This window comes from Haloferax sp. Atlit-4N (genome assembly GCF_003383025.1).
Lineage (GTDB): Archaea > Halobacteriota > Halobacteria > Halobacteriales > Haloferacaceae > Haloferax > Haloferax gibbonsii.
The window spans coordinates 287,450-300,977 of record NZ_PSYY01000003.1; the positions used below are offsets into that span (position 1 = coordinate 287,450).

Annotated in this window: 11 protein-coding genes; 2 read left to right on the forward strand and 9 right to left on the reverse strand. The window is 64.7% G+C overall.

Annotated features, from left to right (window positions below):
- Window positions 1-60 precede the first annotated feature (60 nt).
- Together gfo6 and C5C07_RS16745 are read right to left on the reverse strand one after the other, a co-directional pair.
- Window positions 61-1,179: a D-xylose 1-dehydrogenase Gfo6 gene (gene gfo6, locus C5C07_RS16740; protein ID WP_115805607.1), complete on the reverse strand. Its 1,119-nt coding sequence runs from the start codon at window positions 1,177-1,179 to the stop codon at window positions 61-63.
- Window positions 1,176-2,045 (reverse strand): fumarylacetoacetate hydrolase family protein, encoded by an 870-nt coding sequence (locus tag C5C07_RS16745; protein ID WP_115805608.1) that lies wholly within the window; start codon window positions 2,043-2,045, stop codon window positions 1,176-1,178. The genes gfo6 and C5C07_RS16745 overlap by 4 nt, the downstream gene beginning before the upstream one ends.
- A 59-nt stretch (window positions 2,046-2,104) precedes the next feature.
- Here C5C07_RS16745 and C5C07_RS21130 point away from each other — a divergent pair, with 59 nt between their 5' ends.
- Window positions 2,105-2,506: a hypothetical protein gene (locus C5C07_RS21130; RefSeq protein ID WP_147302035.1), complete on the forward strand. Its 402-nt coding sequence runs from the start codon at window positions 2,105-2,107 to the stop codon at window positions 2,504-2,506.
- A 278-nt stretch (window positions 2,507-2,784) separates the two neighbouring features.
- Here the strand turns inward: C5C07_RS21130 and C5C07_RS16750 are convergent, their stop codons facing one another.
- Complete coding sequence (locus C5C07_RS16750) at window positions 2,785-3,558, reverse strand: SDR family NAD(P)-dependent oxidoreductase (RefSeq protein ID WP_049968738.1); 774 nt, start codon at window positions 3,556-3,558, stop codon at window positions 2,785-2,787.
- A gap of 98 nt (window positions 3,559-3,656) precedes the next feature.
- Here C5C07_RS16750 and C5C07_RS16755 point away from each other — a divergent pair, with 98 nt between their 5' ends.
- Window positions 3,657-4,697, forward strand: a complete 1,041-nt coding sequence (locus tag C5C07_RS16755; RefSeq protein WP_008097059.1) for a zinc-binding dehydrogenase — start codon at window positions 3,657-3,659, stop codon at window positions 4,695-4,697.
- 388 nt (window positions 4,698-5,085) lie between these two features.
- On the opposite strand, the gene C5C07_RS16760 is transcribed toward C5C07_RS16755, so the two are convergent.
- The 6 genes from C5C07_RS16760 to C5C07_RS16785 all read right to left on the reverse strand — a co-directional run bounded on the left by C5C07_RS16760 (window position 5,086) and on the right by C5C07_RS16785 (window position 13,395).
- The gene (locus tag C5C07_RS16760) at window positions 5,086-7,203 is read right to left on the reverse strand and encodes an ABC transporter ATP-binding protein (protein WP_115805609.1); all 2,118 of its coding nucleotides are present in this window, start codon (window positions 7,201-7,203) and stop codon (window positions 5,086-5,088) included.
- The gene (locus C5C07_RS16765) at window positions 7,200-8,120 is read right to left on the reverse strand and encodes an ABC transporter permease (protein WP_004041131.1); all 921 of its coding nucleotides are present in this window, start codon (window positions 8,118-8,120) and stop codon (window positions 7,200-7,202) included. The genes C5C07_RS16760 and C5C07_RS16765 overlap by 4 nt, the downstream gene beginning before the upstream one ends.
- Entirely contained in the window at window positions 8,117-9,112 is a 996-nt protein-coding gene (locus C5C07_RS16770; RefSeq protein ID WP_049913740.1) for an ABC transporter permease, read from the reverse strand. Before C5C07_RS16770 ends, C5C07_RS16765 begins: the two co-directional genes overlap by 4 nt.
- A 51-nt stretch (window positions 9,113-9,163) precedes the next feature.
- On the reverse strand, window positions 9,164-11,029 hold the full coding sequence (locus C5C07_RS16775) for an ABC transporter substrate-binding protein (RefSeq protein WP_115805610.1): 1,866 nt from the start codon (window positions 11,027-11,029) through the stop codon (window positions 9,164-9,166).
- 183 nt (window positions 11,030-11,212) lie between these two features.
- Complete coding sequence (locus tag C5C07_RS16780; protein WP_199522754.1) at window positions 11,213-11,866, reverse strand: helix-turn-helix domain-containing protein; 654 nt, start codon at window positions 11,864-11,866, stop codon at window positions 11,213-11,215.
- Window positions 11,867-12,024: 158 nt separating this feature from the next.
- Complete coding sequence (locus C5C07_RS16785; RefSeq protein ID WP_008097067.1) at window positions 12,025-13,395, reverse strand: SLC13 family permease; 1,371 nt, start codon at window positions 13,393-13,395, stop codon at window positions 12,025-12,027.
- Window positions 13,396-13,528: the final 133 nt, after the last annotated feature.

The following is a 13,528-nucleotide window of genomic DNA, read 5'->3' on the forward strand; positions in this document are numbered from 1 at the left end:
GCGGGGAGGTGCGGCGACCCCGATAATAAAACTCCGGGCGAAAACGCGTCGAATCGGGGCTTACGCCTCGTCGGAGGCGGAGTCGACGTCGGTGTCGACCGGGACGTCGGTGCCGCGCTCCGCCGCGGCGTAAATCGCATCCATCGCGCGCATGTCAACGAGCGCGTGGTCGCCGTCGGGGTCGGGGTCGGTCTCCGTCAGGAGGCGGGACGCGAAGTAGTCGAACTCCTCGGTCATCTGGTTCACCTGCTCGAAGTCGTAGTCGGCTGACTGGTCCCCCCACGACAGCCGGAAGCCGCGCTTCTGTCGGTTGTAGAACGCAGGCTCGATTTCGAGTTCTCCCTCGGTGCCGGTCACCCGGAGGTGGCTCGACTGGTAGGCCGACTGGCTGGCGGTGCAGACCGCGAGCGTGCCGTCGTCGAAGTCGACGCCGAAGCTGACGTGTTCGTCGCCGACGGCCTCGAACGCCTCGTCGTCGACTCGGGCGCGCGCCCTGACGCGGACGGGGTCGGCGTCGAGGACGAACCGGGCGGTGTTCAGCGGGTAGAGCCCGATGTCCATGACGGTCGCGCCGCCGGAGAGTTCTGGGTCGAGTCGCCACTGGTCGGGGTCGGGGACGACTTCGTCCAGCAGGCGCTGGGACATGTGCCCGTGGACGAACACCGGGTCGCCGACGACGCCGGCTTCGACGAGTTCGCGGGCGCGTCGGACGGCCGGTTCGGTCTGCATCCGATAGGCGACCATCAGGGGCACGTCGGCGCGGTCGCAGGCGGCGACGAGTTTCTCGGCCCGCTCGACCGACGCTTCGAGCGGTTTCTCGCAGAGGACGGCCTTCCCCAACTCGGCGGCGGTCTCGACGTACGGGAGATGTAATCCATTCGGCGTGACGACGTACACCGCGTCGTAGGCGTCGGCCGCGACGCCCTCGTGGAACTCGTCGTAGGTGAGCCCGTGGGTTATCGACCCGGCCAGCTCTCTCGCGCCCTCGGCTTTCTCCTTCGAGCTACTGACGACGACCGTCGTCTCGCAGAACTCGGACTCCTCGACCGCGGGAATCGCCTCGTCGCGGGTCCACCAGCCGAGGCCGATCATGGCGAGCCTAACGGTTCCCGTCACGTCGTCGCCCTGCCAGTCGCGGCGCGTGAACTCCTCTGTGATATCGGTGGGCGTGGGTGTCATACGGTGGTGACGCCGTTCGAGAGAGTGCCGATATCTTCGACGGTGATGTCGACGCGGTCGCCTTCTTGGAGGTCGAACGGCTGTTCGGGGACGAGCGAGGTACCGGTGAGGATGACCGCCAGTTCGGGGACCGTGTTGTGGCGCGTGAAGTACGACACGAGTTCCTCGCAACTGCGGACCATCTCGCTGGTGTTCGTGGCGTCGTCGTAGACGACCTCGCCGTCGCGCTCGATAGTCATGCTCATCTCTAACTCGTGAGGGTCGTCGATGTCATCGGGCGTGACCACGCACGGGCCGAGCGAACAACAGCGGTCGTAGACCTTCGCCTGCGGCAGGTACAGCGGGTTTTCGCCCTCGATCGACCGACTGCTCACGTCGTTGCCGACGGTGTAGCCGACGATTTCGCCACGCCGCAGGACGATACCGAGTTCGGGTTCGGGGACGTCCCACTGGGAGTCGTCTCTGACGCCGATGGCGTCGCCCGGTTCGACGGTCCGAGAGGGGGTGGCTTTGAAGAAAATCTCCGGCCGGTCGGCATCGTACACGTCGTAGTACATGTCCGGCATGGAACTCTCTTCTTCGCGCGCCTGCTCGCTGATCTGGTAGGTGACGCCCGCCGCCCAGACTTCTTCGGCGTCAACTGGGACGGTCGTGTGCTGGTCGACGAACTCTTGGTCGACGACGTCGGCGTTTTCGGTGAGTTCAGCGGCGAGTCGGTCGATTGGGATTCGGGCGATACCGGCCACCCGAGCCAAATCCCCGAACGTCCGGAGGTCCTCGTCGGCGCTCGTGAGGTCGTACGTCGTGGAGTCGCGAGTTGCCGTGAGACAGCGCTCTCCCGACACCTCAAGCTGGTGGTACTGCATTCAGTATCCCCATTACCATCTATTGTTATAAAAGTACGTCCCGACGTGGACACCAACTGGTGGCGGACGGCGCGGAATCGCGGGACGAGAGCGAGTTCGAGAGGAGATCGTATCCGAGCGACGAGGAGCCGACCGCCGAACGGCGGCCGCGACGTGGCCGCCAAGGGCTCGGAACCGTCGTGCTGGCATCCGACAGGGTTGTTCTCATGGTCAGAACACGGGCGCAGAGAGACGGAACGTTCGACGTTCATGATTTCGGCCGTTTCGGACGTGTTCTCACGGTCTGCCGCCTCCCCGAAGAGACACGTCTGCCAGAGACAGGAGAGATAGTCCGTCTTTGCGTGCGTATCGTTGACATTCAGCGTATCTTCGGCCCGGGGGCGGCCGAATCAACAAGTTCTCTATCACAGAACGATAGGTCGTCGATATCGACCGGGAATGTTCACAACGCAAGCGCTTGACGCTGGACGGTCGCGGCCCAGATTACACAGGTACGCTTGTAATGCAGAAGGGCGGAGGCCGGCGAAAGCGACCGGATTGGGCGAGCACCGAGGAGAGACATGATGCGAGACCGAGCGTGATTCCGCGCCGTAGACTGCATTCTCCATTACAGAACACCTATCGAGTCGCCCTTCGGAACCGGCGGTGACCGCGCGTCGAAGACAGTACGGATGTTCGAGAGAACCCTCTCGGCCGGCGACGGGATGACGACGTGCGGAAGAAGATACGGAGGGTCGCGTCAGAACGCGCTGTCGGCGAACCCGCCGTCGACGGTGACGATTTCACCGGTCACGAACGAAGACGCGTCGCTCGCGAGGTAGACCGCCGCGCCGACGATTTCCTCTCGCTCCGCGACTCGGCCGAGCGGCGTTCGCTCGTCGATTCGCGTGCGTTTTTCGGTCCCTTCGGCGTAGGTGTCGGCGTTCTGTGGCGTGATGACGAATCCCGGCGCGATGGCGTTGACGCGTATCTCGGGCGCGAGCTCCTTCGCCGACGCGCGGGTGAACGCCTCGACGCCGCCCTTCGCCGCCGAGTAGGCGGGGAGGTTCGCCATCGAGAGCCGCGCGGCCAGAGAGGAGATGTTGATAATCGACCCGCCGTCGGCGACGGCCGGGGCCATCGCCTGCGTGACGCGGCGGACGCCCCCGAGCGCGATGTCGGTGACGTGGTCCCAGGCGTCGTCGTCGATGTCGCGGACCGAGTCGCGGGAGATCGCGCCCTGCGAGGCGACGACCACGTCGATACCGCCGAACTCCTCGACGGCGCGCTCGCGGACGCGTTCGAGCGAGGACGGGTCGGTCACGTCGCACGTCTCCCGAACCGCGTTCGCGCCCAACTCCTCGATGGCGTCGGCCGTCTCGTCGACCGCCGACTGGCGTCGGCTGGTTGCGAGTACGTCCGCCCCCTCGCTGGCGAATCCGAGAGCGATTGCCTGTCCGATGCCGCTTGTCCCGCCGACGACGACAGCGCGCTTGTCACTGACGGAGACTGGCGTGTGCTCGTATGCGACCATGGTTCCAGTCCGCACGGTGCCGACATGATAGTTGCGGAACGCGCGATGGGAGTGCCGCATGCAATACGTTTTTACCGACCCGTGCCACATGTGCTCTCATGCGAGGACTTGCCAAAGTGGAGCGTAGCTCCGGCGCTATGGAGTTCGTCGAGCGACAGAAACCGGAACCGGACGCCGGAGAGGTGCTCGTAGAGGTCGACTACGCCGGCCTCTGCGGGAGTGACGCGGGCATCTACGAGTTCGAATCCGCCTTCGAACGGATGGAGCTCCCGACCGTCATCGGCCACGAGTACGCCGGGCGCGTGGTCGAAGTCGGCGACGGCGTGACTGAGTTCGGCGTCGGCGACCGCGTGGTCGAACGGCCGATTCGGGGCTGCGGCGAGTGCTATCAATGTCGCATCGGCGAGGAGAACGTCTGCCAGGACGCGGTCATCACGGGCGTCGACCACGACGGCGCTTACGAGCGGTTCATCGCCGTCCCGGAACGCGCCCTCCATCCGATTCCGGACGACGTGGAACAGCGACACGCCGCGGTCGCCGAACCCACGAGCATCGCCGCACGCGCCGTCATCGAGAACTCTCGCGTCGGCGCGGGCGACCGCGTGCTGGTCGAAGGACCCGGTCCGATCGGTCTGCTCACGGCCCAAGTCGCGGCCGCACAGGGCGGCACCGTCGTCGTCTCCGGCGTGGGACAGGACGCCGACTATCGGCTCCCGCTCGCGGAGGAACTCGGCTTCGAGACCGTCAACGTCGCCGACGACGACACCGAGGCGCGCCGCGAGCGACACACCGGCGGCGTCGGCTACGACGTGGTGTTCGACACGACCGGCCACCCCTCGGGGCTCACGACGGCCGTCGAAGAGGTCCGCAAGGGCGGCCAAATCGTCCTCGTCGGTCAGACCGGTGAGACCTCAATGCCCTACTCCCCGCTCGTCCGGGCCGAAATCGACCTGCAGTGCTCGTACGCGTCCATGTACGAGGACTTCGAGCGCTCCTTCCGGCTGATTCGTGACGGCGACGTGGACTGCGAGACGTTCGTCGACACCCGGTTTTCGCTGCTCGAAGCCGACGAGGCCTTCGAGACGTTCATCGAGGGCGGGACGTGCAAGCCGGTGTTCGATATCTCGGAGTTGGCGTAAGGGGGGTTCCGGTCGACCGCAACCCAGACCGAGAACTAATATAGTATATTAAACACAATATTAGATTCAGGCGAAGAAAGACACATCGGCCACAATCCCCTAACTGTGGCCATAATCAAATTTCTTGCCCAATCTAACTATTGGAAAATAAATATTCAGAATATAATATCCGCAATAGTTTGAATAAATAGTCGGGTGTATAGACTATAACACACAAAATAAACCAAAATAGGCAAATAAATTCAATTTTTTGATAGCATTCCCAATATACCTCCCGCCACTATTGTTTTTCTCATACAATTTTAATGCGCCAGTCGAACCTTGAACCGGGACATGGGACTACCGGGAGGTCGCCAAAGGACGAAGCGAGGAGAGTCGAAGGGCGGCGTCAGTCGCTGGCCGAGTCGCCGCTGGCCGGCGGCGAGAACTCAGGGTCCCCGTATTGAGAGTCCGAGCGGTCGTCGGCGAGGTCGTCTGCGGCGGGGGTCTCCCCGTCCGGGAAGTAGCATGCGGCGCGGTGCTCGCCGCTTCGGACGGTATCGAGTCCGGGCTCGCTCTCGCGACACGCGTCTTCCGCCTTCGGGCACCGCGGAGCGAAGACGCAGCCCGACGGGAGGTCGACCGGATTCGGTGGCTCGCCGTCGAGCAGAACGCGGTCGCGGTCGACCGTCGGGTCCTTCTCGGGAGCGGCCGCGAGGAGCGAGGTGGTGTACGGGTGTTTCGGCTCGGCCGCGATGGACTCGACGTCTCCCTCCTCGATGACCCGACCGAGGTACATAATCGCGAGACGGTCCGACACCTGCACCAGACTGGCGAGGTCGTGGGAGATGTAGACGATGCCGATGTCCTCGGTGTCCGCGAGTTCACGCAGGAGGTTCAGCAGGTTCACCTTCAGCGACACGTCGAGCATCGACGCCGGCTCGTCGCAGATGAGGAAGTCGGGGTCGAGAACGAGCGCCTTGGCCACCGCGACGCGCTGACGTTGGCCCCCCGATAGCTGGTGCGGGTACTGGTCGAGGAACTTCCGCGCGGGCGTGAGCCCGACTTTCTCCAACGTCTCGATGATGGCCCGTTCGCGCTCGTCGGTCCGGTAGTCGTGGATAGTGAGCGGTTCGCCGACCAACTGCCGAACCGTCTGTCTCGGGTTGAGCGAGTCGAAGGGGTCCTGAAATATTATCTGAACCTTCCGGCGGAACTCGCGCATGTTCCCGTCCGCGTAGTGCTCGTAGGGCTCGCCGTCGAAGACGAACTCGCCGCCGGTCGGCTGTTTCAGGAGCGCGATGGTCTCGCCGAGCGTCGACTTCCCACAGCCGGACTCGCCGGCGATGCCGAGGATTTCGGACCGCCGGACGCGCAGGGAAACGCCGTCGACGGCGCGGACGTAGTTCGGGTCGTTCCCCCTGAGTTGCTCCAAGAGCCGCTGGCTCTGCTCGTAGTACTTCTCGAGACCGTCGGTTTCGAGGAGCACCTCGCCGCGGTCCGATTCGTCGTGACTGTCGGGGATGCCCCACGTCTCCGGGTCGGTGGCGTCGCGCCGCATCTGGGCGGCTTTGGTGACGTGGTGGCACGCCGAGCGGTGGTTACGGTTCGGCAGGTCGACGAGGTCCGGATGGGACGCCTCGCATTCCTCGGTCGCGAACGGACACCGGTCCTTGAAGACGCACGCGCTGGGTTCCTCGCTCAGGTTCGGCGGTGACCCCGGAATCGAGACGGGGTCTTGGTCGCCCTCCTCTATCTCCGGGAAGGAGTTCTTCAGCCCCATCGTGTACGGGTTCGTGGGGTTCACGAGGACGTTGTCGACGCTTCCCTGTTCCATGGCTTTTCCGCCGTAGAGGATCGAAAGCTCGTCGCACGTCTCGGCGATGACGCCGATTTCGTGGGTGATGAGCAGCAACGAGCTGTCCATCCGGTCCTGTATCTCCAGAATCTTGTCGATAATCTTGTCCTGAACGATGACGTCGAGCCCCGTGGTCGGCTCGTCGGCGATGATGAGGTCCGGTTCGAGCGCGAGCGCCATCGCGATGGTCACGCGCTGGCGCATCCCCCCAGAGAACTCGTGGGGGTAGTCGTCGATTCGGTCGGGGTCGAGTCCGACGATTTCGAACAGCTCTCGGACCCGCGAACGCGCCTTGTCGTCGGTGACGTTCCGGTGGGTCTGAATCGCCTGCCGAATCTGCGCGCCGGTGGACATCACCGGGTCGAGCGAGTCCATCGCGCTCTGGGGGATGTAGGCGATGTCCTCCCAGAGCACGTCGCGACGCTCGCGCTCGCTGAGGCCGGTCAGGTCGCGGCCCTGGAATTCGATGCTGCCGGATTCGACGGAGCCGTTGCTGGGGAGGAGACCGAGAACCGCCTCGGCGAGCGTCGATTTCCCCGAGCCGGATTCGCCGGCGAGGCCGTAGTTGACGCCCTCGTCGATGCTGAACGACACGTCGTTGACGGCGTGGACGGTTCCGCTGTCGGTCGAGTACGTGACCGTGAGGTCTGTGATGTCGAGGAGGCTCATTGTTCGGTCTGAATCTCCGGGTTGATGACTTCTTCGTAGGCGCGGCCGATGAGGAACACCGAGGTGGTGATGGCTGCGATGCCGAGTGCGGGCGGGAGCACCCACCACCAAGCGACGCGCATGTTGCCCGATTCGAACACCTGTCGGAGCATCCGGCCCCAACTCGTGACGGTCGGGTCGCCGAATCCGAGGAACGCCAGGCTGGCCTGCGCGGCGATGGCCCACGCGATGCCGTAGGCCGTGTAGAGAAAGCCGATGGGGAGCACGTTCGGCGCGACGTGGTAGAGCATCGTCCGCAAGTCGCTCGCGCCGCTGGCGCGCGCCGACTTCACGAAGGTGCGCTCTCTGACGGAGAGGACCTCGGAGCGGACGACGCGCGCGGGCATCTTCCAGAGGAACGCGACGATGATGCCCGTCATGAGCCAGACGCTCGGCGTCACGAACGTCAGGAGTAACAGCGCCATCGGCGTGAACGGCAGCGAGAACGTGAGGTCCGTGAGACGCATGAGAACCTCGTCGACCCAGCCGCCGTAGTACCCGCTGACGAGTCCCACGAGAAAGCCGAGCGCACCGGTCCCGATGCCGCCGAACAGGCCGACGATGAACGTCGGTTGCGCGCCGGCGAGGAACTGGCTCAGGACGTCTTTGCCGTAGGCGGTCGTCCCGAACGGAGCCGCGCCGGTCGGTTCGGACAGCCGCAGCATCGAGCCGGCGTCGTCGCGGACGGTGTGCTCGATGGGGTCGTGCGGGGCGAGCGCGGGGCCGAGGAGACCGAGGAAGACGAACGCCGCGACGATGAGGACGCCGGCGAACGCGAGGCGGTCGCGTCGCAGGAACGTGAACTGGTCGCGGAGCGTCTCCGCGACCCCCTCGACGCGCTTTTTCAGTTCGGCTTCGGGCTTCGTCTCGGTGCTCACGCGGCACCACCTCCGCTGGTCGAGACGGTCGGGTCGAAGTAGGCGTACAGCACGTCGGCGACGAGGTTCGCCACGATGACCGCGAGCGCCATGATGAAGACGGCGGCCTGCACCAGCGGGTAGTCCTGCTGTTGGATGGCGAGCACGAGTTCGCGGCCGATTCCGGGCCAGCCGAAGACGACTTCGAGCAGGATGAGTCCCTGGAAAATCATCCCGAGACGCAGCGCGAAGTAGGTCAGAATCGGCAGCATGGAGTTCCGACCCGCCCGCGCGAGCTGCTGCATCTCCGAGAGCCCCTTCGCGCGGTGGAGCTTGAGGAACTCAGAGCCCCGCTTTTCGACGACGCCGTTGCGTGCCAACAGCAGGAAGTCGCCGCTGTAGTACAGCACCGACACCGTAAACGGCAGGATGTAGTGGTGCAGGAAGTCGAGCGAGGCGAACGTCTCGACGTAGCCCTCCGGCGAGGCGCTGATAGAGCGCATCCCGAATGCGGGCACCAGTTCGAGGTTGTACGCGAAGATGATGACGAACAGGATGCCCGTGATGAACACCGGCGTCGACCGGAGGAACGTCGTGGCGATGATGCTGAGCTTCTCCAGTTTGCTCCCGCGGTTCCAGCCGACGTACATCCCGAGCAGGGAACTCAGGACCGCCGTCGTCACTAACGCGGGGACGAGCAGGATGAGCGTGTTGACGAGCCGCGGGGCCAGTACCCCCCAGACGGGCTGGCTCCGCAGGATGGAGTAGCCGAACTGGAACAGCAGGATGCTCTGGAGGTAGCTGAGGTACTGCCGCCACATCGGCTGGTCGAGGCCGTACATCGCTCGAATCTCGGTGATTTGCTGCTGGCTCAGGTTGCCCGCGGTGACGAGGGATTCGAACGGACTCCCCGGGAGCAACCGCAAGACGACGAAGATGACCGAGACGGCCACGAGGGTGAGCACGATGGAGATGGCGAGCCGCTTTGCGAGAAACCGCTGGAACTCGCTCACGGTCGGACCCCCCAACGCCACGAGTGGGTAGTGTTCGACATGCGTGTCACCTCACGAGAAGTCCGCCTGTCCGAGCTCGTCGCGGCGCTTGTGCATGTTCCCGGGCTGAATACGCTCGACGAAGGCGGCCCACGCGTCCCCGTTGGGGAACCGGAGGTTGCCGTCGTCGTCCCGCGTGTAGCCGGCCTGTTCGAGGAGCGATTTCGCTCCGTCGATGTCGAACTCGTAGTGGGTGGTATCCGACGTGTGCCACGGCGTGAGGTCCGAAATCGGGTTCTCCCCGCTCGGGACGGTCGCGCGGTCCTGCAGCACGTCGGCAGCGAAGCCCTCGGTATCTATCGACTTGGCGAGAGCGACGCGGAACTCCTTGTCGCGAACGAGCGGACAGGAGAACATCAGCTTCGTGTCGAGCGGCGCGAAGTTGCCCGAGGTCATCTTTTCGACGCCGGCGGTGCTCGCGGCGCGGTCGGCCTGCGAGTTCGAGAGCGTCGTGCCGATGGCGTCGATTTCGCCGCCCTGCAGCGAGCCGATCATGGAGTCGATGTTGCCGACGTTTATCCAGATGACGCGGTCGACGCCCTCGCCGGTCGTGGCCTGGTCGCCGAGCACGTCTGCCCGCCAGTCGTCGTCGAACATCCAGTGGCCCTCGTTTTTCGAGACCTCGAAGCGGGTTCCCTGCTCCCAGTTCTCGTACGTGAACGGCCCCGTGCCAACGGGCGACTCGGGGTTGTGCTGGGACGGGTTCTCCACGTCCTCCCACTTGTGCTTGGGGATGATGACGCTGCGAACGACGCGCTGGGTCATGAACGCCGCGTCGGGGCCCTTCAGATTGAACCGAACCTCGTGGTCGCCGAGCACCTCGACCGACTCGACCGGTTCGTAGAACGGCGTCTGACTGGTCGAGGAGTGTTCCTTGTACAGTTCGACGGTGAACTTCACGTCCTCCGCGGTGAACGGCTCGCCGTCGTGCCACTCGACGCCCTCGCGAAGAGTGAGTTCGACGGTGGTGTCGTCGACGAACCCGCCGCCGGTCGCCAGCGCGGGGACGACTTCGAGGTCCGGCGTGGCGTCGAAGAGGCCGTCGTAGATGAACGTCAGCCGCTTCGCCTCCGCGCCGCCGGCGGCCCACGGGAGGTTCAGCGAGTTCATCGAGGTGGTCACGCCCTTGATGTAGGTCCGGTCGTCGGTCTGGGGTTGCAGGTTCACCTCCGACCAGACGAACGAGTCCTTCGTCGGCCCGTTGCCCGGCGTCTGGACGTAGCCGCTCCAGCGCTCCGTGTTGACCGCGGTGATGATATCGGGGAACAGCGTGATGAGCGCGCCCACGTCCTCGCTGAAGATGCGCTGCGCCTCGGCGACGAGCTCCTCGCGCTCGGGTCGGTCGGTCGTCTGACTCTGTTCCGTCAGCACCTCCTGCAGGTCGGGGTGGTAGTAGTTGTCGTAGTTCGAGAGGCTCGTCTCGCTCCGCCGCATCAAAAGCGGGTTCGGGTCCAGCCCGCGTTGCGGGTCCGGACCGTGGGTACTCATCGAGATGATTGCTTCGAGCCCCTTCGTGTCCCAACTCTGGGCGTACAGTTGGTTCAGCGGTCGGTCGTTGAGTTGCGTCCCGACGCCGAGGGCGTCAAGCCCGCGCTGGACCATGAGCGCGTGTTCCCGCATCCACGGGTCGTCCTCGCTCGAAAATTCGACCGGGACGGGGTCCAACACCGCGCCGGCGGTCGCGCTGTAGTCGAGCGGCGGTTCGTCGGCGTCGATGGTCTCCCACTCGCGCCAGTACTTCGTCTCGACCGTCTCCGGGGTTCCGGACGGGACCTCGGGGGTGAGACTCGACCCGCCGTCGCTCCCGCCGCTTCCGTCGCCGCCACCGGTACACCCGGCGAGTCCGGTCACGCCGAGGGCGGTCGCAGTCGCCGCCACGTAGTCGCGTCGCGTAAGGCCAGTTCCACGTTCGACACCCGAACTATCACGATTTTTCTCCGACATTGCGACAGCCTGTTATGGAGTATCTTCCATGGTGCTGTTCCCGATACGCCCCGATATCTATCGTTCTTTATATACTCGGTCGCCGAGATGCGGCAATATTCTCCAACAAGGGATGAGCTACTCCTGTCGCGGACCGTAGATGAGTTCGAGCAGATTTCGCTCCGCGGTCCGGAGTCGTTCGCTCAGCGTGGACTGAGCGATACCCAGTTCCTCGGCGAGTTCGGTCTCAGAGGTCTCCCGCGGAATGTGGAAGTAGCCGTGGTTGAATGCCGTCTCCAGAACCGCGAGTTGGTCGTCGGTCAGCTTAGAGATTAACACCTCCTTTAATCGGCCGCTGTCGAGCGGTTCACCCGGGGCTTCGTCCTGCGTCACGGAGCGGAGTTCGAACTCCCCGAGCGTCTCCTGAATCTCGTCGGCGAGTTCCCTGAAGTGGTCCCAGTCCTGGGCGGTGGCGACGACCTCGAAGACGCCGTCTTGGAGGACGATGCGGTTCGGAATCGTCTCCTGTCTGAGAACCAGTCCGAGGATGAACGGGTACGACTCGTTGGCGAGAATCGTCACTCGACATATCTGCACGTCGGTTGAGGCGGTCGGAATCTCCTCGTCGTAGAAGACGGTCACGCCCGAGATGTCGGCGAGGAGGGACTCCACGTCGAAGGGGGCGTTCGAGGCGATGGTGAGCGACTCGATCCACGTCCCGTCCTCGACGTAAAACGCGTTGTCCAACTCGATGCTCCGGGCGTCTCGCAGACGGCGGTCTATCTTCGACATGACGCCGGTCGGGGCCGTCGTAAACTCAACACGTAAGATGCGAACTCACCCGTACCGGGCAGATACCGCTCACCTACAAATAGCCCGGTGGTTGTCGCAACGGGGGGCGTCACCGAAACCTGGATTCGCGCGGACGGGTCGGTGCGCCGGTCGCCGACTCAGGCGACGAGCGGCCAATAAAAGAGCCACGAGAGGGTCACGACGACGAGCGACAGGCCCATCGTCACGAACCCGAACAGCGTCACGTCCCGATTCGTCAGCGGTCCGCGGTCTAGCGAGACGAGGACGGCAGTCGTGTTGAACGGGAGAATCGTCGTCGACCCCACCACGAGGAGGACCGCGAGTCCGAGATAGAGCCGCGTCACGCCGAACGTCTCCGCGAATCGCAGCACGATGGGGAGAATCACCACGATGGCGGCCGACCCGGTCGAAAACAGCACGCGAACGGTGACCGCGAACCCGAGGAGCAGTCCGACGAGTTGCCAGTGACTGAACGCCTCGAACGGGACGAACCGCGCGAGGAGGTCGACGACGAGCGCGATAGTTTGGGTCGCTTCCAGGGCGTCCAGAATCGACAGCGTCGCGCCGATGAGAAAGAGGACGCCCCAACTGAGTCCCTTGACGTCGTCGGCGTCGATAACGTCGACTCCCGGAAGCGCGAGGACGGAGACCGCGGCGACCGCCGGGAGAATCTCGGGAAGTCCGGCGAACGACCCAACGACCCACGCGAGGACGGTCCCGGCCATCACCGCCGCGACGAGTCCCTGTTCGCGGGTCAACTCGCCGTCGGCGGACGCATCCGCAATCCCCGACGTGCCGGGGTCGACAGTCGAGTCGGCGTCGACGGTGTTGAGGAGACCGGCAGCCGCGGCGGCCAGTACGTAGAGCGCCACCGTGGGTGGGACCATCAAGACAGCCCACTCGACCCACGAGAGCGGGCGGACGCTCGTCGCGAGGATGCCCGAGGTGACGAGCGCCATCCCGCCGCCGGTCATGAGCGCCATCGACGCGATGGGGTTGATGTGACCCAAGAGGAGGAACGTCGCGCGCTCGAACCCGCTTCCCGACGGGAGGTCGAACTCCTCGGTTACCTCCTCGACGATGGGGATGAACGCGACCGCGCGGGCCATCGCCGACGGCATGAACAGCGCCAGCACGAGGACGTTCCGCGCGATGGAACGAAACGCCCCGCGAGGGGTGCTGTCCGGGGACAGCAGTCGGTTCGCTAACTGGGTGTCCAACCCCACCGACCGGACCGCGTTGCCGAGGAGTAACAACACGAGGAGGAAGTAGACGAGCGAGGAGGTGAAGCCGCTCACCGCGGCCTCGAAGGAGTCCACGACGCCGAGAGCGTACAACAGGGAGACGCAGGCCAGACTCGAAATCGCGTACGGAACCGGCTTCGTCAACCAAAGCAGGAGCGCGACGACGAAAACCGAAAGCGCGTACTGCGACCGAACCGGAAGGACGGAGACGGGGTGGAGGCCGACGACCGCGAGGAGCAAGGCGGCGGCGACCGCGAGCGTCACCGTCTGCGACGAGAGTTCGGGGGCGCGCAGCCCTCGACCGGGCAACCAATCTATCACGAACGTACCTGCACACAACGGGTCCAAATAGCTACTGCCGGCGACAATTCGGGCCGCCAGTCGGGGGGAGAGCGCG

Coding starts and splice junctions, on each gene's coding strand:
- C5C07_RS16755 (WP_008097059.1), top strand. CDS start 3,657: ATGCGAGGACTTGCCAAAGTGGAGCGTAGCTCCGGCGCTATGGAGTTC.
- C5C07_RS16780 (WP_199522754.1), bottom strand. CDS start 11,866: ATGTCGAAGATAGACCGCCGTCTGCGAGACGCCCGGAGCATCGAGTTG.
- C5C07_RS16750 (WP_049968738.1), bottom strand. CDS start 3,558: ATGGTCGCATACGAGCACACGCCAGTCTCCGTCAGTGACAAGCGCGCT.
- C5C07_RS16760 (WP_115805609.1), bottom strand. CDS start 7,203: ATGAGCCTCCTCGACATCACAGACCTCACGGTCACGTACTCGACCGAC.
- gfo6 (WP_115805607.1), bottom strand. CDS start 1,179: ATGACACCCACGCCCACCGATATCACAGAGGAGTTCACGCGCCGCGAC.
- C5C07_RS16745 (WP_115805608.1), bottom strand. CDS start 2,045: ATGCAGTACCACCAGCTTGAGGTGTCGGGAGAGCGCTGTCTCACGGCA.